The sequence below is a fragment of the Micromonospora sp. CA-240977 genome (genome assembly GCF_050942285.1).
Taxonomy (GTDB): domain Bacteria; phylum Actinomycetota; class Actinomycetes; order Mycobacteriales; family Micromonosporaceae; genus Micromonospora.
On record NZ_CP192055.1, the window covers coordinates 4,182,009 to 4,202,115 of the forward strand.

At 71.7% G+C, this 20,107-nt stretch carries 23 protein-coding genes; 8 read left to right on the top strand and 15 right to left on the bottom strand.

Translation table 11 applies throughout. The features are described from left to right. Positions 1 to 36 precede the first annotated feature (36 nt). A complete protein-coding gene (locus ACQPWW_RS19385; RefSeq protein ID WP_433124444.1) occupies positions 37 to 2,139 on the bottom strand; it encodes a PQQ-dependent sugar dehydrogenase in 2,103 nt (700 codons plus the stop codon). A gap of 37 nt (positions 2,140 to 2,176) precedes the next feature. Beyond that, the gene (locus tag ACQPWW_RS19390; protein WP_433124445.1) at positions 2,177 to 3,124 is read right to left on the bottom strand and encodes a LamG-like jellyroll fold domain-containing protein; all 948 of its coding nucleotides are present in this window, start codon (positions 3,122 to 3,124) and stop codon (positions 2,177 to 2,179) included. A gap of 134 nt (positions 3,125 to 3,258) precedes the next feature. On the opposite strand from ACQPWW_RS19390, the gene ACQPWW_RS19395 reads away from it, so the two are divergent. Beyond that, positions 3,259 to 4,293: a LacI family DNA-binding transcriptional regulator gene (locus ACQPWW_RS19395; RefSeq protein ID WP_433124446.1), complete on the top strand. Its 1,035-nt coding sequence runs from the start codon at positions 3,259 to 3,261 to the stop codon at positions 4,291 to 4,293. 21 nt (positions 4,294 to 4,314) lie between these two features. On the opposite strand, the gene urtE is transcribed toward ACQPWW_RS19395, so the two are convergent. From urtE to ACQPWW_RS19425, 6 genes are all read right to left on the bottom strand, one after another. Next, on the bottom strand, positions 4,315 to 5,007 hold the full coding sequence (gene urtE, locus ACQPWW_RS19400) for an urea ABC transporter ATP-binding subunit UrtE (RefSeq protein WP_433124447.1): 693 nt from the start codon (positions 5,005 to 5,007) through the stop codon (positions 4,315 to 4,317). Next, positions 5,007 to 5,783, bottom strand: coding sequence for an urea ABC transporter ATP-binding protein UrtD (gene urtD / locus ACQPWW_RS19405; protein WP_433124449.1), 777 nt, complete (start codon positions 5,781 to 5,783; stop codon positions 5,007 to 5,009). The genes urtE and urtD overlap by 1 nt, the downstream gene beginning before the upstream one ends. Next, on the bottom strand, positions 5,780 to 6,970 hold the full coding sequence (urtC, locus tag ACQPWW_RS19410) for an urea ABC transporter permease subunit UrtC (RefSeq protein ID WP_433124450.1): 1,191 nt from the start codon (positions 6,968 to 6,970) through the stop codon (positions 5,780 to 5,782). The genes urtD and urtC overlap by 4 nt, the downstream gene beginning before the upstream one ends. Further along, positions 6,967 to 7,854: an urea ABC transporter permease subunit UrtB gene (gene urtB, locus ACQPWW_RS19415; RefSeq protein WP_433124452.1), complete on the bottom strand. Its 888-nt coding sequence runs from the start codon at positions 7,852 to 7,854 to the stop codon at positions 6,967 to 6,969. The genes urtC and urtB overlap by 4 nt, the downstream gene beginning before the upstream one ends. A gap of 75 nt (positions 7,855 to 7,929) precedes the next feature. Next, positions 7,930 to 9,174: an urea ABC transporter substrate-binding protein gene (gene urtA, locus ACQPWW_RS19420; RefSeq protein ID WP_433124453.1), complete on the bottom strand. Its 1,245-nt coding sequence runs from the start codon at positions 9,172 to 9,174 to the stop codon at positions 7,930 to 7,932. Between the two features lie 413 nt (positions 9,175 to 9,587). Continuing rightward, entirely contained in the window at positions 9,588 to 10,670 is a 1,083-nt protein-coding gene (locus ACQPWW_RS19425) for a substrate-binding domain-containing protein (RefSeq protein ID WP_433124455.1), read from the bottom strand. Positions 10,671 to 10,766: 96 nt separating this feature from the next. Between ACQPWW_RS19425 and ACQPWW_RS19430 the strand changes: the two genes are divergently transcribed. Further along, positions 10,767 to 11,258, top strand: coding sequence for a MarR family winged helix-turn-helix transcriptional regulator (locus ACQPWW_RS19430; protein ID WP_433124457.1), 492 nt, complete (start codon positions 10,767 to 10,769; stop codon positions 11,256 to 11,258). Between the two features lie 47 nt (positions 11,259 to 11,305). Here ACQPWW_RS19430 and ACQPWW_RS19435 read toward each other — a convergent pair whose 3' ends face one another. Genes ACQPWW_RS19435 through ACQPWW_RS19460 form a run of 6 tightly spaced genes read right to left on the bottom strand, consistent with a single transcriptional unit; the run spans position 11,306 to position 15,922 of the window. Then, on the bottom strand, positions 11,306 to 12,028 hold the full coding sequence (locus tag ACQPWW_RS19435) for an urease accessory protein UreD (RefSeq protein WP_433124459.1): 723 nt from the start codon (positions 12,026 to 12,028) through the stop codon (positions 11,306 to 11,308). Beyond that, complete coding sequence (ureG, locus tag ACQPWW_RS19440; protein ID WP_433124460.1) at positions 12,028 to 12,813, bottom strand: urease accessory protein UreG; 786 nt, start codon at positions 12,811 to 12,813, stop codon at positions 12,028 to 12,030. The genes ACQPWW_RS19435 and ureG overlap by 1 nt, the downstream gene beginning before the upstream one ends. Continuing rightward, a complete protein-coding gene (locus tag ACQPWW_RS19445) occupies positions 12,803 to 13,576 on the bottom strand; it encodes an urease accessory protein UreF (protein ID WP_433124461.1) in 774 nt (257 codons plus the stop codon). The genes ureG and ACQPWW_RS19445 overlap by 11 nt, the downstream gene beginning before the upstream one ends. Next, positions 13,576 to 15,279: an urease subunit alpha gene (locus tag ACQPWW_RS19450; RefSeq protein WP_433124463.1), complete on the bottom strand. Its 1,704-nt coding sequence runs from the start codon at positions 15,277 to 15,279 to the stop codon at positions 13,576 to 13,578. Before ACQPWW_RS19450 ends, ACQPWW_RS19445 begins: the two co-directional genes overlap by 1 nt. Beyond that, on the bottom strand, positions 15,276 to 15,623 hold the full coding sequence (locus tag ACQPWW_RS19455; RefSeq protein ID WP_433124465.1) for an urease subunit beta: 348 nt from the start codon (positions 15,621 to 15,623) through the stop codon (positions 15,276 to 15,278). Before ACQPWW_RS19455 ends, ACQPWW_RS19450 begins: the two co-directional genes overlap by 4 nt. Beyond that, positions 15,620 to 15,922 carry an urease subunit gamma gene (locus ACQPWW_RS19460; protein ID WP_433124467.1) on the bottom strand — a complete coding sequence of 101 codons (303 nt, stop codon included), beginning with the start codon at positions 15,920 to 15,922 and terminating at the stop codon, positions 15,620 to 15,622. Before ACQPWW_RS19460 ends, ACQPWW_RS19455 begins: the two co-directional genes overlap by 4 nt. Before the next feature lie 386 nt (positions 15,923 to 16,308). Here ACQPWW_RS19460 and ACQPWW_RS19465 point away from each other — a divergent pair, with 386 nt between their 5' ends. From ACQPWW_RS19465 to ACQPWW_RS19480, 4 genes are all read left to right on the top strand, one after another. Then, on the top strand, positions 16,309 to 17,127 hold the full coding sequence (locus ACQPWW_RS19465) for a hypothetical protein (protein WP_433124468.1): 819 nt from the start codon (positions 16,309 to 16,311) through the stop codon (positions 17,125 to 17,127). 95 nt (positions 17,128 to 17,222) lie between these two features. Beyond that, positions 17,223 to 17,768 (top strand): GNAT family N-acetyltransferase, encoded by a 546-nt coding sequence (locus tag ACQPWW_RS19470; RefSeq protein ID WP_425759227.1) that lies wholly within the window; start codon positions 17,223 to 17,225, stop codon positions 17,766 to 17,768. Between the two features lie 101 nt (positions 17,769 to 17,869). Next, on the top strand, positions 17,870 to 18,073 hold the full coding sequence (locus ACQPWW_RS19475) for a hypothetical protein (protein WP_433124470.1): 204 nt from the start codon (positions 17,870 to 17,872) through the stop codon (positions 18,071 to 18,073). A gap of 9 nt (positions 18,074 to 18,082) precedes the next feature. Further along, entirely contained in the window at positions 18,083 to 18,841 is a 759-nt protein-coding gene (locus ACQPWW_RS19480; protein ID WP_433124472.1) for a VOC family protein, read from the top strand. Here ACQPWW_RS19480 and ACQPWW_RS19485 read toward each other — a convergent pair whose 3' ends face one another. Further along, positions 18,842 to 19,045, bottom strand: coding sequence for a hypothetical protein (locus tag ACQPWW_RS19485; RefSeq protein ID WP_433124474.1), 204 nt, complete (start codon positions 19,043 to 19,045; stop codon positions 18,842 to 18,844). It lies immediately after the preceding gene. A 333-nt stretch (positions 19,046 to 19,378) separates the two neighbouring features. Between ACQPWW_RS19485 and ACQPWW_RS19490 the strand changes: the two genes are divergently transcribed. Next, a complete protein-coding gene (locus ACQPWW_RS19490) occupies positions 19,379 to 19,756 on the top strand; it encodes a hypothetical protein (protein WP_433124476.1) in 378 nt (125 codons plus the stop codon). A gap of 3 nt (positions 19,757 to 19,759) precedes the next feature. After that, positions 19,760 to 20,101, top strand: coding sequence for a DUF1036 domain-containing protein (locus ACQPWW_RS19495; protein ID WP_433124478.1), 342 nt, complete (start codon positions 19,760 to 19,762; stop codon positions 20,099 to 20,101). Positions 20,102 to 20,107 lie beyond the last annotated feature (6 nt).

Below are 20,107 nucleotides of genomic sequence, written 5' to 3' on the forward strand. Positions count from 1 at the left end.
GCGGCACGAACCCCGCCGTCCCCACCGCGACACGGCTCAGGCCGGCGTGCCGGTCACCGTCAGGTTCCGTACCCGGCCCACGTTGTCGAACGAGCCGAAGCCCACCCGCCCCGAGCCGAACGTGGTGTCCTTCGCGGTCAGCAGCGGGTCCCGGTGCCCGTCGACGTAGACGGCGATCTCGCCGGTGGCCGGCAGGTGCACCACCCGGACGCGGTGCCAGTCGGCATCGGTGATCGCCGGGTTCGCGCCCCGGGAACGGCCGTTCCACTGGTGGTCGATGCGCTCCCGGTCGGCGTTGTTCACCTTGAAGATGCCGTTGTGCGGATAGATCGTGTTGTCGGTGGACAGGTGGGCGTAGTAGAACTCGGTGTCCGACCGCCAGCCGAAGACGATGATCACGTCACGGTTGGTGACCTCCACCGGGGTGTCCAGGCGTACCCGCGCGTCGATCTGCGCCGACGTCCACGCCGGGCCGGCGGTCAGCACGGCGTACTCGAACGGCCGGCGCGGGCCCGGCCGGCTCTCGCCGGCCTCGGCGAGGATGACCTGGTCGTGGGTGAACTGCCACTTGGCCGGGGTCACCGGCGCCCAGTTCGACGCCCCGGCGGTGCGGCGCAGCGTGGTGTCGCCGACGTCGCCGCTGGCGAACTCCCGCGTGCCGGTGACCTTCCAGATCTTTCCGTTGGCCTTGGCGACCAGGTAGAGCTCACCGGCGGCGTCGGTGCCGAAGCGCAGGTCCACCCGGTTGGGGTCGCCGGGCGCGCCCGGCCCGGAGAGGTCCCGCATCCGGACCGGAGTGCCCGCCGGGCCGAAGAGCGCGAGCTGGTGGATCGTGGCGAGCCCTCGACCCCGGCGCATCTCGTTCGCCTCGGTGTAGAGCACCCGGCCGTCGACCAGGTCACCGAAGACGTACTTGCCGCGCAGCGCGGGCAGCGTGCGCCCCCGGTACACGAAACCGCCGGCCACCGCGACACCGACGTCGTCGGTGCAGTTCCAGCCGGCGGCGGGGTCGTGGTCGTACGCGGCGACCGGGTACGTGTAGCCGTACCGGTCGTCGTCGGCGGGCAGTGGGAGCAGCCGGTCGCAGGGGTTCGTGGCCGTTTTGTCGAAAACGAACGAGCCCTCGCGCTCGCTCCAGCCGAAGTTGTCGCCGGCGCGGACCTCGTAGATCGCCTCGACGGCGTGCTCACCGATGTGCCCGAGGTACATCCGGCCGGTCGCCCGGTCCCAGCTGAACCGGTGCGGGTCCCGGAAACCCACCGCGTAGATCTCGCCGAGCGCGCCGGCCCGGCCGACGAACGGGTTCGTCGGTGGGATGCCGTAGCGCCCGTTCGCCGAGTTGGTGCCCCGGGGGTCGATCCGCAGCAGCTTGCCGTGGGGCATTGCCAGGTTCTGCGGGTCGGTGTTGCGCGCGCCCTGGCCGCCGTCGCCGACGGCGAGGTACAGCAGGCCGTAGTCGCTGTCGTGGCGGGTGGCCGTCGGGTTGAAGTTGATCTCCTGAATGCCGTGGATCTGCCCGCCGAACCCGATGCGCAGCACCTCGCGGTGCGTACCGGCGAAGGTGGCCGCGGCGGGATCGGTCGCCGTCCACTCCGTGATGACGCCGTGGAAGAGCGTGTTGGGCTGGGCGTGGTCCGGAGTGGCGGTCGTCGTCGACGCCAACTCGGTGTGGATGGTGTAGAACCGGCCGTTCACCCCGAACTCCGGGTGGAACGCCACGTACCCGAAGCCCTGGCCGAGCCCACGACCGGAGAAGAACTGCGGCGCGAACGTCGCGGCCACGTCCAGGTAGACGTGCGGCACGCCGCCCTCGACCAGGTAGAGGCTGCCGTTGAGGTCGGGCACCGCCCGCCGGCCGGAGCCGTCGGGCAGCTCCATGACGGTGTTGATCCGCGCGGTACGCATGAGCCGCGCGTCGGTCGGCGCGGGAGTGGGGTACGACTGCGGGAAGCTGGCGTACTCGCTGAGGACCAGCCCGAGGCGGGATTGGATCGGCATCTCCGGGATCGGGTCGTCGACCGCGTCGGCGGCCCGTGCGGGGGTGGCGACCAGGGCGGACAGGATCAGCACGAGGGCGGTGAGGCCGGCCCTCACTGTGGGCCGGCGGTCTCTGCCGGCACGGCGGCGCAGGGTGTGCACGCGTGTCTCCTTCTCGGTGGGACGGTGCCGAGGGTGGTCAGCGGGCAAGGTGGTGGTACTGCCTCCGCACGTCGGTCGCGGAGACCACACTGTCGAGGAACATCAGACCGTCCATGCGGCAGTCGCACGGGTTGCGCTCCAGCGTGTCCTGCGGGAAGCTGCCGCCGATCTTGATGCCCCGGGGGTCGGAGGCGGTGGTCAGGTGCGGGCCGGGCCCGGCCACCAGCCACGGGTCGTCGGCGCGGGTGTAGAACCCGTCCACCGGTTCGCCGTCGCGGTAGAGGGCGAGCGCGCCGGTGTCGAAGTCGAAGGTGGCGGCCAGGTGCACCCACTGCCCCACCGGCAGCAGCTCGCGCCAGTCCTGGCTGGCGGCGAAGGTCTGCGAGTTGCCACCGTCGAGCCGCCGGCCGAGCGCGACGAGACGCAACTCCCCGTCGACGTCGATCAGCTCCAGCAGGGCGCGGACGCCGTGGCCGTCGGAGTCGCCGGTCAGCACTCCAGCCAGCCCGATCGCGTTGTACCTGTCGTCCGGGTCGGCGGTGGTGGAGTTGGGCAGCGGGCTGTCCATGTTCAGCTTGAACCAGCCCATCACGGTGGTGCCCGCGGTGGCGCCGAAGGCGCGCAGCGTCCGCACCCCGCTGGCCGACCAGGTGCCGGCCTTCCAGTCGTCGTTGCCGGCGACGGTGGGGTCGACCTGCCGGGTCTGCACCGCGTTGCGGCTGCCCCGGTAGGCGCGGTCCGGCACCCGCATGGCGGCGCCGCCGTTGATCAGCTCGATCTCGGTGCCGGAACGCCCCTGGTCGCGTTCCAGAGCGGGGTCGCCGGGCACCGGGTGGTCGAAGTCGTACGCGGCGACCAGGTGCGCGCGCAGCGCCGGGTGGACGTCGGACGACATGCGGGGATCCGCGTGCGCCGGTGGCGTGCCGGCGCCGGCCAGTGCGCCGACCGCCAGGAGGGAGACGGCCGCTCGTCGGGCCATGGACATGGCTGTCACCTCGTTTCGCGGCATGCCGGATGCCGGTCACGTAAGCGCTTACGTAAGCGCTTACGTACCCTAGGCTTCGATCAATGTCGCTCGCAATAGATCGGGTGACATGAATGCTTTCCGGAGGGTTGCGGATGCCCAGGGCCAGCCAGCGGCCGCGCCTCGTGGATGTCGCCGAACACGCCGCCGTCTCACTGGCGACCGCCTCCCGCGCCCTCGCCGGCCGCGCGGGGGTCAGCGCCGAGGTGGCCGACCGGATCCGACAGGTCGCCGGTGAGCTGGGCTACGTCGCCAACCCGTACGCCCGCACCCTGGCCAGCGGAGCCACCTCCACCGTGGGGCTGATCGTCCATCAGGTCGACGACCCGTACTTCTCCGAGATCGCCGCCGGGGTCATCCACCTCGCCGCCGAGCGGGGGCTGCTGGTGCAGATCTGCCAGTCCGGCCGCGACCCCGGCTACGAGTTGCAACAGCTGCGCCACCTGATCGCCCAGCGGGTCGGCATCGTCCTGATCAGCGGTTCCGGTTACGACGACAGCCGCATGGAGGCCGCCGCCCGCGCCGAGCTGGCCGCGTTCCAGGACCACGGCGGACGGGCCGCGGCCATCGGACGGCACGCGCTGGGCATCGACGCCGTCCTGCCGGACAACGAGGCCGGCGGCGTCGCGCTCGCCGAGCATCTGCTGGATCTCGGCCACCGGCGGATCGCGGTGGCCGCCGGCAGCGCCGGTCTCACCACTGTCGCCGACCGGCTGGCCGGAGTGTCGTCGGCCCTGCGGCGGCGCGGGCGGTCCCCCGCCGACCTCGCCGTCGTGCACGGCGACTTCACCCGCGGTGGCGGGCGCGCCGCCGCCGAGCAGATCCTCGACGAGCATCCCGAGACGACGGCGATCATCGCGCTCAACGACGCGATGGCCATGGGTGTGCTGTCGACGCTGCGGTCCCGCCGTGTGCCGGTGCCCGCACGGATGTCAGTGGTCGGGTTCGACGACGTCTCCGTGGCGGCCGACCTCGCGCCCAGCCTCACCACCATTCGCCTGCCGATGACCGAGATGGGCCGCACGGCACTCGCCCTCGCGCTGAAGCCGCGCGCGGCCCGCCCTCGCCGCCGCCCCACCGGGCACCTGCTCGTCGTCCGCGACTCGACCGGGCCCGCGCCGACGACCTGACCTGTCGAACCGCTCGCCGGCTCAGACGGCCAGGGCCGCCCGGACCTCCCGTTCCGCAGTGACACCCCCGTCGCCGTGCGAGGTGACCCGCCCGGACTCCAGCACGTGATAGCGATTCGCCACCCGCAACGCGAAGCCCAGGTGCTGCTCGACGAGCAACACGCTGAACCCCGACTGCCGGGTCAACTCGACGATCCGTTCCTGAATCTCGGCGACCACCGACGGTTGGATGCCCTCGGTCGGCTCGTCAAGCATCAGCAACCTCGGCCGGGTGATCAACGCGCGGGCGATGGCCAGTTGCTGTCGCTGACCGCCGGAGAGCAACCCGGCCCGCCGCCGCAGCAGCTGGCGCAACGCCGGGAAGAGGTCCAGCACCTCGGCGGTGGCCACCGCGCCGTCGCGCCGCCCGTCGGCGACGAGCCGCAGGTTCTCCGCGGCGGTCAGGTGCGGGAAACTCTGCTGACCCTGCGGGACGTACGCCATGCCGCGCGCCACCCGCTCGTGCGGCCCGAGACGGGTGACGTCCTCGCCGTCCAGCTCGACGGTGCCGGCGGTCGGGCGCAGCAGCCCCGCCGCGACCCGCAGCAGGGTGCTCTTGCCGGCGCCGTTGTGCCCGAGCACGGCGGCCACCCCGTCGGGCGGGACGGCGAGGTCCACCCCGTGCAGCACCCGCGAGCGCCCGTACCCGGCGTGCACCCCGCGCAGCGTCAGCATCATGCCTCCCGAACGGTGGGGGCCGACCCGGCGTCGACCGGGTGGCCAAGGTAGACCTCCTGGACGCGAGGGTCCGCCTGGACCTGCGCCACAGTGCCCTCGCTGAGCACCCGACCGGCGTGCAGCACGGTGACGGTGCGCGCGAACCGGCGCAGGAAATCCATGTCGTGCTCGATCACCACCACTGTGCGGTCCCGGCTCACCGTCTCCAGCAGGGCGCCGGTGGCGTCGCGTTCCTCGTGGCTCATCCCGGCGACCGGCTCGTCGAGCAGCAGCAGCCGGACGTCCTGCACCAGCAGCATGCCGATCTCCAGCCACTGCTTCTGGCCGTGCGCGAGCGTCCCGGCGAGGTGCCCGGCCCGCCCGGTCAGCCCGATGGTCTCCAGGGCCGCGGCCACCTCGTCGGGGATGTCGCGCCGACGACGGGCCAGGGTCGCCCAGCTGCGCCGGGCACCCGCCGCGATGTCGAGGTTCTGCAACACCGACAGCTCCTCGAAGACCGTCGACGTCTGGAACGTGCGCCCGATGCCCAGCCGGCTGATCCGGTGCACCGGGCGGCCCAGCAGCTCGTGCTCACCGAAGCGGACCGACCCGGTGGCCCGGACCAGGCCGGTGATCGCGTCGACGAGCGTCGTCTTGCCGGCGCCGTTCGGCCCGATCAGGAACCGGATGTCACCGGCGGGCACCTCCAACGAGACACCGTCGACGGCGGTGAACCCGTCGAAGGTGACCCGCACGTCACGGACGGACAACCCGTCCAGCCGCTCGTCGCTCATGCCGCCGGCACCTCCGCCCGCTCGCCGCGTCGTCGTCCCGGCGGTAACCACCCACGCCCACGGGCCTCCGCGCCGCCCTCCCGGCGGCGGGTTAACGCCCACAGCGACGCCAGGCCGCCGGGAAGGAACGCCACCACCACCACGAAGAGCAGACCCTGCAGGTACGTCCAGGTGCCGGGGAAACGCTCCGACAGGGCGGTACGCGCCCAGGCCACCGCCACCGCGCCGAGCACCGGGCCGAGCAGGGTGGCCCGGCCGCCCACCGCGACCCCGATGACGAACTCGATCGACGGGACGATGCCGATCAGCGCGGGCGAGATGATGCCCACCGCCGGCACGAACAGCGCCCCGGCAAGCCCCGCCATGCCCGCCGCCACGACGTACGCGACAAGCTTGACCGACGCCGGGTCGTAGCCGAGGAAACGGACCCGCTCCTCACCGTCACGGACCGCCACCAGCAGCTCCCCGTAGCGGCTCTGCATCAGTTGGCGGGCCAGCGCGAGCAACGCCAACAGCGTGCCGGCGATGATGAAGTAGACCATTCGCTGGTTGACCGGATCGTCCAGGTCGTAGCCGAAGAAGCCCTTGATGTCGGTCAGCCCGTTGGTGCCACCCGTGGTGCCCTGCTGCCCGATCAGCAGGATCACCATCGCCGCCGCGAGCGCCTGGCTGAGAATGGCGAAGTACGCGCCCCGAACGCGGCGGCGGAAGACCAGTGAGCCGAGCCCGAAGGCGACAGCCATCGGCAACAGCACCGTCGCGGGCAGCGCGAACCACGGGCTGGCGAACGGTCGCCACCACAGTGGCAGTTCGTCGAGCTGCCCGTACAGCTGCATGAAGTCGGGCATCCCACCGGGACCCGCGTCGGCGAGCTTGAGGTGCATGGCCATCGCGTAGCCGCCGAGGCCGAAGAAGACGCCCTGGCCGAGGGTCAGCATCCCGCCCCGGCCCCAGGCGATCCCGATGCCGACCGCCACCATGGCGACGCAGAGATACTTGGCGAGCAGGGCCAGCCGGAAGTCCGACAGCGCCAGCGGCGCCACGGCGAACAGCAGCGCCGCGCCGAACGCGAAGCCGGCGGCGGTCCGTAGCCGTGGGGCGCGACCACCGGGCCGGGCCGCGGGTGCGGGGCCGGTGGGCGCCGGACCGGTGGCGGTGCTGGGGGGCGCGGGGGTGACGGCGGTCATGCGAGGCTCCTGGTCCGCAGGGTGAACAGGCCCTGTGGCCGCCACTGGAGGAACGCGACGATCGCCACGAACACGATCACCTTGGCGACGCTGAGGGTGGTCAGGTACTCCCCGGTGGCCTGGAGCACGCCGAGGGCGAAGGCGACGATCACGCTGCCCTTGAGCTGGCCGATCCCGCCGACAACGACGACCAGGAAGGCGTCGATGATCAGGTTGGTGCCCATTGTCGGGCCGATCGGGCCGAGCAGCGTCAGCGCCACCCCGGCCAGCCCGGCCAGGCCGGAGCCGACGAAGAAGGTCGTCCGGTCGACCCGGGCGGTCGGGATGCCGGACACCGCGGCGAGGTCGCGGTTCTGCACCACCGCGCGGATGCGGCGGCCCAGCGGGGTGAGCCGCAGCCCCAGGGTGAGCGCCGCGACGGCCGCCAACGCCAGGGCCAGGATGAACAGCCGGTTGTTGGCGATGGTCAGCCCACCGGGCAGCGCCACGTTGCCGGTCAGCAGGTCGGGGGCGCGGGTCTGCACGTTCGGGCTGCCGAACACGTCGCGGGCCAGCTGTTGCAGCATCAGCGACACACCCCAGGTGACGAGCAGGGTGTCCAACGGTCGGGCGTAGAGCCGGCGGATGAGCAACATCTCCAGCAGGACGCCCATCGTGCCGGCGACCACGAACGCCACGGGCAGCGCGACCACAAGTGACAGGCCGGCCCCGGTGATGCTCTGTTGCAGGACGTAGGTGGTGTACGCGCCGGCCATGATGAACTCACCGTGCGCCATGTTGATCACGTTCATCTGGCCGAAGGTCAGCGCGAGGCCGAGAGCGATGAGCAGCAGCACCGCGCCGATGCTGATGCCGGTGAAGAGTTGACCGAAGAGAACTGTCACGGTGGGGACTCCGTACTGCTGGTCGGGGGGCCCGGGCGGACCGCGCGGCAACGCGTTCCGCCCGGGCCGGCATCGTCAGCTCAGGCCACTCGCCCAGGGGTAGGTCTTGAGGTACGGGTCGGGCTGGACCGGCTTGCCGGAGTTCCACACCTCGCTGATCAGGCCGTCCGCGCCGATCTTGCCGATCCGGGCGGTCTTGGCGATGTGCTGGGTCTGACCGTCGACAGTGACAGTGCCCTCCGGCGCCTCGAAGGTGATCCCCCCGGAGGCGGCGCGGACCTTCTCCACGTCGAACGCGCCGGCCTTCTCGACCATCGCCTTCCACAGGTACACCGCCACGTACGCGGCCTCCATCGGGTCACTTGTCGGCTTGTCCGCCCCGTATCTGGCCTTGTACGCGGCCACGAACTTCGAGTTCGCCGCCCCGGGCGTGGTCTGGTAGTAGTTCCAGGCGGTCAGCTGGCCCTCCAGGTACTGGGTGCCGATCCCCTTGACCTCCTCCTCGGCGATCGACACCGACACCACCGGCATCGCCGCGGCGGTCAGGCCGGCCGACTTGTACTCCTTGAAGAAGGCCACATTGCTGTCACCGTTGAGGGTGTTGAACACGGCGTCGGCCCCGGCCGATTTGACCTTGTTGACGATCGTGCCGAACTCGGTGGATCCGAGCGGCGCGTAGTCCTCGCCTGACACGGTCATCCCGTTGGCGGCCGCGTACGCCTTGATGATTTTGTTGGCGGTGCGGGGAAAGACGTAGTCGCTGCCGACCAGATAGACCGACTTCGCGCCCTGCGCCTTGAGATATTCGAGCCCGGGAACGATCTGCTGGTTTGTCGTCGCGCCGGTGTAGAAGATGTAGGGCGACTGTTCCAGTCCCTCGTACTGCACGGGATAGAACAGCAGCGCCTTGTTCTTCTCGAACACCGGTTTGACCGCCTTGCGGCTGGCCGAGGTCCAGCAGCCGAAGACGGCGGCGACCCGGTCCTCGGAGATGAGCTTCTCGGCCTTCTCGGCGAAAGTGGGCCAGTCCGAGGCACCGTCCTCGCCGACCGGCTGAATCTTCTTGCCGAGGACGCCGCCGGCCGCGTTGATCTCCTCGACGGCGAGCATGATGGAGTCGCGGACGGTGACCTCGCTGATCGCCATGGTCCCGGAGAGCGAGTTGAGCAGGCCCACCTTGACGGTGTCGCCGGAGACGTCGGCGGTGACGCCGGCCGCGCCGCCCTCGTCGGTGGTCTTGCTGCCGCACGCGGTCATCGCGGCCGCGGCGACCAGGGTCATGGCACCCGCCAGGATGCGGCGGCCCCGGAATAATGACATCAATTCTCCCCTGCGGTGCACTCACGTGGCGAAAGGACGGTCGGTGCGGTCCGGTGGATCTGACGTGGGCGATGCCGGGGTCGACGGGTGGACGCCACCGGGGCACCGCAGCGGATACGGGCAGGGAAAGCGTCGACCGGCATCATTGCGATCGTGTTTCCCAGCCCTTAATTGAGTGTTTCCCGCCGCCGGCGCGGCAGGGTCACCAAAAGACGGCCGACGCCGTCGGGGAAAGACGGTGCCGGCCGCTGGAAATCACGGAAAAATTGCCATCACAATGGTCGGCGAATGATGTCGCCGATGGTGGACACACATTGGTGGCAGCTGCCCGCAGAGGCAGATACTTCACACAGGAAGCATCTTAGGGCCGGGTCGGGTGCGGCTGTCAAGGGCTGCCTCGACCCGGCCGCCGGTCAGAGCTGGGCGAGCACCGTGAAGTCGAGCCCGTCGGCCTCGGCGAGGTAGATGCGCTGCCGCACGTGCCGCCGGCGCAACCGCAACCGCCCGCGCGGCCCGTGGTACGCCACGGTGTCGGCGGCCGTCTCGATGGCCCGCACGTCGAGGGTGCGGGCCTGGCCGATCAGCGCCGCGAGCAGCATCACGCCCTCGTAGCAGGACTCCCCCAGACTGCCCAGCGGCGGCGCCTCGATCCCGAACCGACGGGCGAACTCGCCGTGGAAGTCGAGGTTCTCCTGGGTCACCAGCCCGGCGAAGAAACCCGCGGTGCTGTACAGCCGGCGGGTCGCGCCGGCACCGCTGGCCAGCAGCATGTTCTCGTCCATGAGGGTGCTCAGCCGCAGACAACGCTGGTCCAACCCGGAGCGGGCGAACGCCCTGTTGAACCGCACCGCGTCCGCGCCCACCAGCAGCATCAGCACCGCGTCGGCGTCGCTGTGCTCGATGCGGCGCAGCACCTCGTCGAAGTGGTGCGCGTCCAACGGCAGGAAGTGCTGGCCCACCACCTGCCCGCCGCCGCGCAGCGCGTACAACTGGGCGGCACGGGCGGTGCGCCGCGGCCACACGTAGTCGTTGCCGACCACGAACCAGCGACGCACCCCCTGCTCACCGGCGAGCAGCCGCATCGCGGGCCACAGTTGGGCGTCCGGCGTCTCGCTGGTCAGGAAGACCCCTTCGGTACGCTCGCCACCCTCGTAGAGTGCGGTGTAGACGTACGGCACCCGGTGCGCGACGCGGGGTGCCAGCGCCTGGCGCACCGAGGAGATGTGCCACCCCGTCACACCCTGCACGGCCCCCACCGATATCAGCGCCTCGACCTCGGCGGCCACCTCGGCCGGCGGCGCGCCACCGTCGACGAGCACCAGCCGCACCTCCCGACCCAGCACCCCGCCGCACCGGTTGATCTCCTCGACCGCGAGCTGCGCGCACAGCTCGCAGGTGGGGCCGAACATGCCGGCCGGCCCGCGCATCGGATAGACCAGGGCGATGCTGACCACGGCACGGTCGACGGTCAGCCACGGCGGTGCCGGCGCGGACATGTGCACATGATTGCCCGGCCCACGACGGAAGGCCAGAGCTCACCACGGACCGGGACGACTCGGTAGCATGACAGGGCCACCGGACCAGGGAGTTTCATGTCAGACGTGCCCGGGGCGCCAGCTGACCTGCTGCGCTCGCTCACCCGCGCCGAGCGGCTGCTCTCCCGCCGACTTGGCGCCGTCCTGGCCGACGACGCACTGACCATCGAGGCGTGGCGGGTGCTCTGCCTGCTCGCCGATGGCCAGGGTCACCCGATGAGTGAGGTCTCCGCCGAGGCGTCGCTGCCTCCGGGCACCCTCACCAAGCTGGTCGACCAACTTGTCGACCGTAACCTCGTCTTCCGCCGGATCGATCCGGCGGACCGCCGACGGATCCGCGCCTACCTCACGGCTCGGGGGCGACGCGAGCACGACCGCCTCGACCAGCGGGTCCAGGCCAGCCTCGCCGAGCTGGGCATCGCGCAGACCGCCGAATCGGGTGTGACGCAGGCCGCCGACCTGGTCGGCGTACTCGACGACCTGATCAGCCGTCTCGATCCCGCTTCCCGACGCGACCACGCCGGCCCGGCCCACGCCTCTCTCCACTGACCCACCGACCCCGCCAGCCGGCAGCGGGCGGCCGGCGGGCGGCGTCGCTAGGCGGTCAGGTGAGCGCGCAGGGTGTGGGCGTCCGGGGCGGTGGCGGTCCACAGTGTCGCCGGACCGCCGGCCAGCGGCAGTCGGGCGACTGTCGCGTCGGGCCGGACGTGCGCCGCTTCGGCGGGTCGCGACGGGTCGACAACCAGCAAGGAACCGGTGGCCGGCGCGCCGTCGAGCACCGCGGGTCCGGCCCAGCCGGGCGCCTGTGGTCCGACGGCGAGGGACTGCCGCAGCAACGGCCGATCCGCGTAGTCGACCTGGGTGTGCACGACGGCCCCACCGGGCGCCTCGCCGTACCGTCCGCAGATCAGCTCGTCGCGCCAGCGCAGGCTCGCCCCGGCCGCCAGGTCGATAGTGGATTCGGCGAGATGTGCGCAGCCCGCCGCCGCGACCAACTGTTCGGGAAGCCAGTGCAACGTGGCCCCGGTACCCACCACCGCCCGCACCGCCATCCGGGACACCGCACCCGGCCGGCCCGGTAGGGCGATCGACGCGGCGACGGTGTGCACCCGGACCGCCGCGCCCGGCCCCACCTCGATGTCCAGCCGCAGATCGTCGCCGGCGATCGGCCCGGCCGCCCCGCCGACGAGGTGCACGGTGGCGACACCTCCGTCGGTCGGGGTCTGGCGCAGCAGCAGCGGCGTCTCGCCGTGCAACTCGACGAGGACCGTCCCGCCCCGACCGTCGACCCGGGCGACCAGCCGGGCGGACGCCCGCATCAGAGCGGGCCGACCGGCACGGCACGTGGGTGCGCGGTGGCGTGGTGGGCCAACTCGTGCCGAATCCAGTCGGCGACCCGACTCGCCGTCGGGTCCCCCACGATGGACAGGAAGATGGTCGGCAGGTCGCCCCGTCGGGCCCGCGCGTCGCGGTCCATCACGGCGAGGTCCGCCCCCACCATCGGCGCCAGGTCGGTCTTGTTGATCACGAGGAGGTCGGCGGCGGTGACGCCGGGGCCGCCCTTGCGCGGCACCTTGTCGCCTCCCGCCACGTCGACCACGAAGATCTGCCGATCGACCAGACCCCGGCTGAAGGTCGCGGTCAGGTTGTCCCCACCGCTCTCCACAAGGACCAGGTCCAACGGGCCGACCGCCTCGGCCAGCTCGTCCACGGCGTCCAGGTTGGCGCCGATGTCGTCGCGGATCGCGGTGTGCGGGCAGCACCCGGTCTCCACCGCGCGGATCCGCGCCGGGTCCAGCACTCCGGCCCGCCTGAGGAAGTCGGCGTCCTCGGTCGTGTAGATGTCGTTCGTCACCACGCCGAGCCGCAACTCGTCGGCGAAGGCACGGCAGAGCGCGGCCACCAGTGCCGTCTTGCCGGACCCGACCGGGCCTCCGATGCCGACCCGCAGGGCTCGACCCGCGCGCGCCAGCGGCGGATGCGGGTCGACCCCCGGTTCGGGGTGGGTGTGCGGGATGTTCTCGTCGTGCGGTTGGCCGTTCGGTGCCGGCGTGATCGGCTCGACAGCGGACCCAGCGCTCGGCACAGCAGTGTCAGGACGCAAAGAGACGCACCTCCCAGGTGGCATGGATTTCGGCATGGATGTCGGCGAGCGGAGCGGCCGCGGCCGGCAGCCGCTCCGGTGGATCGTCGGCGGCCCGCGCCGCGTCGGCGGCAGTGCCGTCGCAGACGTCGGCAAGACCGACAAGCACTGCCTGCACCTGGTACGGGTCGAGGCCGAGCAGGCGTACGCCGGCGCTGGCCGCCCCGGTCAGCGTCCCGTACGCGGCGATCGTGGCGGTTTCGACGCGGGACAGCCCGGCTGCGGCGCAGAGCAGCCCCAGCACCAGCGGTTGGTGCACGCCGCAGGACGTCGCGGGTAGGTCACCGAACGGCGCGTCCGGCCAGATGGCCCGGCCGGCGCGCAGCAGCGCCCGACCCTGCCGGCGGGAGATGGCCCGCAACGTCGGCGACGCGGTACGCGCGTCCAGCTCCAGGTCGAGCTGGGCGAGCATGCGCGGCCGCGCGGCGGACCCGGCCAGCACGGCGGACCGTCCCACGGATTCCGCGACCTCGGCCCCGCCGACGGACCCGACGGCCTCGGCCCCGTCGGCACTCCCGGGCCTCGCCGCCCGGTGTGCGGCCGCCGCGAAGGCCGCGCCGACCAGGCCGGCGGTGGCCAACCGTCCGACCAGGAAAGCCTCCAACGAGGCCAGGTCCCGGACCCGGCCGGCGGCGACGGCCGCCTCCAGACCGCCGGAGTGCGCGTGCGCCCCGGCCGGGAAGCGTCCGTCGGCCAACAGCAACAGCAGGCTGGGCGTCACCATCAGAACAGGAAGTACCGCTGGGCCATCGGCAGCCGGGTCACCGGGTCCGGCTCCACCACCACCCCGTCGATGCGGACCGTGAACGTGTCCGGGTCCACCTCGATCCGCGGCATCGCGTTGTTCTCCGGCAGGTCGGCCTTGCCCCGCGACCGCACGTCGCGCACCGGCACCACCCGACGTCGCACGTCGAGGCGGAGCCCCGCTTCCAGGGCCGCCGGCGCCACGAAGGCCAGGCTGGTGGCGGACGCCGCCGCGCCGTACGCCCCGAACATCGGCCTCGGCAACATCGGCTGCGGCGTGGGGATCGACGCGTTCGCGTCACCCATCTGGGCGTACGCGATCATGCCGCCCTTGAGGACGAGGTGCGGTCGTACGCCGAAGAACGCCGGGTCCCACAGCACCAGATCGGCGAGCTTGCCCGGTTCGACCGAGCCGACCTCGTCCTCCAACCCGTTGGCCATCGCCGCACAGATCGTGTATTTCGCGACGTACCGGCGGGCCCGGTGGTTGTCGGCGGCGCCGTCGCCCGGCAGCGCGCCGACCCGGTCCTTCATGACGTGCGCGCTCTGCCAGGTCCGCATGATCACCTCGCCGACCCGGCCCATCGCCTGCGCGTCGGAGCCGATGATGGAGATCGCGCCGAGGTCGTGCAGCAGGTCCTCGGCGGCCATCGTGGACGGTCGGATCCGGCTCTCGGCGAACGCCAGGTCCTCCGGCACGGACGGGTTGAGGTGGTGGCAGACCATCAACATGTCCAGGTGCTCGGCGAGGGTGTTCGCGGTGTACGGACGGGTCGGGTTTGTCGACGACGGCAACACGTTCGGCTCACCGGCGACGGTGATGATGTCCGGTGCGTGCCCGCCGCCGGCGCCCTCGGTGTGGTACGAGTGGATGGCCCGGCCACCGATCGCGCGCAGGGTGTCGGCGACGAAGCCGGCCTCGTTGAGCGTGTCGGTGTGGATCGACACCTGGACCCCGGACGCGTCCGCGACCCGCAGGCAGGCGTCGATCGCCGCCGGTGTGGTGCCCCAGTCCTCGTGCAGCTTGAAACCACCCGCGCCGGCCCGCAACTGCTCCCAGAGCGCCTCACTGGAGACGGTGTTGCCCTTGCCGAGCAGCAGCACGTTGACCGGCAGCGTGTCCAGGGCCTCGTGCATCCGGGCGAGGTGCCAGGCGTTCGGGGTGACGGTGGTGGCGCGCGTCCCCTCGGCCGGCCCGGTGCCGCCGCCGACCATCGTGGTGATGCCACTGGCCAGCGCCTCGGTGACGATCTGCGGGCAGATGAAGTGCACGTGGGTGTCCACCGCGCCGGCGGTGAGGATCCGCCCGTTGCCGGCGATCACCTCGGTGGCCGGGCCGATGACCAGGTCGGGGTGGACCCCGGGCATGGTGTCCGGGTTGCCGGCCCGGCCGAGCGCCACGATCCGCCCGTCGCGCAGCCCCACGTCGGCCTTGATCACACCCCAGTGGTCGAGCACCACGGCGCCGGTGATGACGGTGTCCAACGCCCCCTCGGCGCGGGTCGCGCGGGACTGCCCCATCGACTCGCGGATCACCTTCCCGCCGCCGAAGACCGCCTCGTCACCGCCCACGCAGTGGTCGGTCTCCACCTCGATCAACAGGTTGGTGTCGGCCAGCCGGATCCGGTCACCGGTCGTCGGCCCGTACAGGTCGATGTAGCGGTCCCGCCGCACGGCGCTCACCGCGACGACCCGTCGGCCGTCGGCGTGGTCGGCGCCGGGTCCAGCGGGCCGGCGCACTCCCCCCGCAGTCCCGGCACGATCCGTGCTCCGCCGAACGGGACGAGGTCGACGCTGCGGCTGATGCCCGGCTCGAACCGGACCGAGGTGCCCGCCGGCACGGCGAGCCGTTGCCCCCAGGCGACGTCCCGGTCGAACGCCAGCGCCGGGTTGCACTCGGCGAAGTGGTAGTGCGAACCCACCTGCACCGGCCGGTCGGCGGTGTTCAGCACGAGCACTGTGGTCACCGGACGACCCGCGTTGATCTCGACCGGGCCGGCGGCCGGCAGGATCTCCCCCGGGATCACGGGATCGGGTGGTGCACCGTCACCAGCTTGGTGCCGTCCGGGAACGTTGCCTCCACCTGCACCTCCCTCAGCAGCTCGGGGATGCCGTCCTGGACGTCGTCGCGGGTGAGCACGGTCCGGCCCGTCGACATCAGGTCGACCACCGACTGGCCGTCGCGGGCCCCCTCCAGCAGGAACGCGGTGATCAGCGCGACCGCTTCGGGATAGTTGAGGCGCAGGCCGCGTTCGCGGCGGCGGCGGGCGACATCGGCCGCGACATGGACGAGCAGGCGGTCCTGCTCGTGCGGGCTGAGAAACACAGGGCTCTCCCGGTGGGGTAAGCGTGCCCCGCTCGTCGTCGGCTCCGCACTGAGCCACGCCGGGCGGCAACACACCCGGGAGTACGAGCTGGAGTCACACGACCGCCGAGCCGCCGTCGACGGGTCGACCCGGGACTCCACCATCCCGGCCCGAACGACGGGCAACCGGCGGTGTCCGGTCGGATGCGGACCGCACCGCCCACCGCTGAGCAGACCGTAGAGGATCGCCACCGACCAAGGCAACAGTCGACCACGGATGGGTCGGGCACCCGCGTGTCCTGGTCCGCGGCGGCGTGCGGTCCGGTGAGAGCATGACCTGGGCGGGCTTTCCGCCGTCCCGGTCGGGCTGCGGCGCGATCGGGCACCGGCCACTGGGGAGGCATCCGATGCAGGAGTCAGCGCCCGCGGCGAACGGTGACGGCGAGCGGCGGCTGCGGACGCTCACCGTGGTCGGGGTGGCCGCCAACGTCCTCGGTGTGGTCACGGCGGTGGAGAGCGTGCTGCGCCGGGACGCGCTGCTGATCGCCCTCGCCCTCACCGCCGTGTTGCTGCTCGGAGGGTTCTGGTTCTGGTACCAACGGACCAGGTTGGCGATCACGCTGCTCGCGCTCGGCTGTGTGCTGCTCGGCGGTGTCGTGGCGACACAACTCGGCCGCTCGTCGGCGCCCCCACCCGTCGCCGGTGACGCCTCGACGCCCACACCGTCGGCAGTGGGCGGCGCTTCCCCGCCGAGCACCGCCGCCACCCCGACCGTGGGGGGCTCTCCGACGCCAGCCACCCCGAGCGCCAACGGTACGGCCGTGGTCGACCCGGACACGCCGCGCGTCCTCGTGGAGCGCAACGTGATGCTGCCCCGCGCTGCCGCGATCGACGTGGATAAGCCGAATCAGCAGGTCGTCGTGAAACACGCCGGCGGGGCCACCGACGGGCTCGACCTGTACCACGACTGGGCGGACATCCGGTCGGACAACATCCAGGTGGCCAACCCGCCGAACGTCTACCAGTTCTCGGGCGGCGACCCCCGCCGGGCGTACCAGGACTGCGCCCAGGGCGGCTCCGGGTCGGCGCGGGCGTCGTTCACACCGGGGGCGGACTTCTGCTTCCGCACCTCGGAGGGGCGCGTGGGGTTCGCGACCATCGCCCCGCCCGGCAGGGATCAGGTGTTCGTTGTCCACGTCGTGGTCTGGGACGCCACCGGCGTCTGAGGTCGGCGCGCGGGACGGCTGTTCCGGTGCGGGCGTTCGCCGTACCGGACCGTTCGGGGACAACCCGGTGGACGCCGAAATGCTACGAAGAGGACGTGCCTGACCTGACTGGTTTCCCTGCTGCCTCGTCCCTCACGACTCCGCGACTGCTGTTGCGCCCCTTGCGGGGCGATGATCTGGACGCGTTCGCCGCGGTCAACGCGCAGCCCGAGGTGATGCGCTACATCCATGACGGCCGCACCCTGGACCGGGCCGCGACCGCGGAGCGTCTGGCCACCTACCAGCGGCACTGGGACGAGCACGGTTTCGGCCTGTACGGGGTGGAGGTCAGAGAGACCGGCGAGCTGGCCGGTTTCACCGGACTGGCGACGCCGACCTTCCTGCCCGAGATCATGCCGGCCGTGGAGATCGGCTGGCGGCTCGGCCGCGCGTACTGGGGTCGGGGCCTGGCCACCGAGGCGGCCCAGGCCGTTGTCGCCCACACCCGTGCCGCGCTCGCCCTGCGGCGGCTGGTCAGCATCCACGTCGTCGGCAACGAGGCGTCGGCGCGGGTGATGGTCAAGCTGGGCATGTCGCTGGAGCGCGAGACGGTGCAGCCGGACACCGGCCGCCGGGTCCGGGTCTACGCGATGGACCTGTAGGCGGTGGATCCTCTGGCTGGGCTGGGACACCCGGTACACGGGTCGACGAGCAGACCGGCGCGACCAGCGGCCCGTACGAGCCGTGGCAGGTGATCGGCTGTGTGTTGACGCTCGTGCTGCTGGCCGCGCTAGCCGGAACGCGGCTCAGCCCGTGGCTGGTGGCGCCGGTGATGGCCGTGGCGTTCACGGCGGCCTGGTCGTGGCGGGCCGCATCGACCGACGACGGCGGGTTGTGGGTGGTTGGTGGGATTCTGGTGCTGCTGGGCACGGCGGCCGCCGATGACCGCATGCCCGCTTTCCCCTAGAATCGGGGCATGGCCCTGCGACCGGCTCATGTGAACATCAAGGCAGTCGATCCCGTCGCGGTCGGCGAGTTCTGGGCTCAGGCGCTCGGCTGGAACGCGTTCCACCCCGGCGTCACCACGTACGTCGGGCCCCGAGCCGAGCTCGTCTGGCCGGACCCGGACTTCCTGGGCATCGACATCGTTCCGGTCCCCGAGCCGAAGACAGCGACAACGAACCGTATGCGTCTCGAACTCGCCAGCAGCTCGTCCGGACACCGGGCCGAGCTGCTGGCCCGGTTGGAGAGGCTTGGCGCGAAACCTGTCGGCGCCGATCGGCTCGGCGCGTCCTGCGCCCTGCTGGCCGATCCGGAGGGCAACGAGTTCTGCGTACCAGGACCGCAGGAGACCGGCCGGGACACCGGTCCCATTTCCGCGGTGGTCATGGACTGCACCGACCCGCCCGCCATGGCTCGCTTCTGGGGCGCGGCGATCGACTGGCCCGTGGTTGCCGTCACCGGCGAGCGGGCCACCCTGCGGTCCGGCCGCGGCACCGGACCGGACCTCACCTTCGTCCGCGTCCCCGGCACCACGCCCATACTCGATCGGCTGCACCTCGACCTGCGGCCCGACACCGGCGACGATCAGGCCGCCCAGGCCGTTCGCCTGCGCGCACTCGGTGCCGCCGATCTCGACGTGGGCCAGGGCGGCGACGTCTCCTGGATCTGCCTGACCGACCCTGACGGACATGAGCTCTGCGTCCTCGCCGCTCCCGGGGGCGAGCCCGGCTGATCAGGCCGGAACACCCGCGCCGGAGTCAGCGGCCCGGCCCGGGGGCAGCAGCCAGAGGTAACCCGCCTCTTCCCGGACGGGGAGCAGCTCGGCCGGTTTGCCGTCCGGGCGGTTGACACACAGGCCGTTCGGCCCGAAACGCCGGCGGTGCACCGGGGACTCCAGCGCGTCGCCCAGCAGGCGGTCTGCGCGTGCGCCCGTCATCCGGAATGTGCGTCGATCGAGGGATTTGCCGTGACTGTGAGCAGGAGCACGCGGATCGGAGATCGAAGCATGCGCGCTTGCCCTTGATCGACGAGCGTGCGCACGATGCGAGAGGCCAATTTCGGACAGTTGGAGAATTGGCCGAGGCATTCAGCGTGGTCATTCGGGATTTTTCGGGTTGTGCCCTTTCTTCCAAACCCTGGACCGGCTCATAACAGGCGTCATACCTTCGATACGGGAGCGCCAATATCCTTATCGCCGGTCGGATGAACGATCGGCCGAAAACGGCCAGATCCGCCCCGCCGGAGAAGGTAATCGGAAAGGGACCGAATTATGCCTGATGCCCCGCATCCTCATCCACCCGATCCCGCCGACGCGTCGTTCACCAGGCGCGTACTCCTACGCATCGGCGGCGTGCTCGGCCTGACTGCCGCCGGCATCGCCGCGGTCGGTGCCGCCGCGTCAGCGAATGACACCGGTGCGTCGGCTGTCCCGGACGCGCCGGGCGGCTTCGGCGCCCCGCCGGCACCGGGGATCGCCCGCCAGCAGGCGAGCCGGGCCCACACCGGGAGCATGACCAACGTCCGGCCGGGCCAGGCGACGGGGCCCGAGCCCGGCACCGCCTCCGGGGCCCGTCTCGCCCCCAACCACAGCCGCATCATCGCCACCCCGCTGAGCCGCCGCCCGGCGCCGTGGACCGTGGAGGACTGAGCGATGCAGCTGCATTTCCGCAACAGCTACGGCCCACGGATCTGGGTCGCGATCATGTATTACGACACCGGCTGCAACTCCGACGGTTCCTCGTGGGCGACCCGGGGCTGGTGGACCATTGACAACGGCGGCCAAGCGTACGTGTTGAACACGAACAATCGCTACGCCTACTACTATGCCGAGGCCGCCGACGGCGCGGTGTGGACCGGCCAGTACGGACCCATCTACGTCCCGCAGACCGCCTTCAACTGGTGCTCGAGTGTCGGCAGTACCAACGCGCGGGTCGTCGGGCTCCGCGAGGTCTACATACCCAGCGACAACCACACGGTCAATCTCACACCGTGAGCCGCC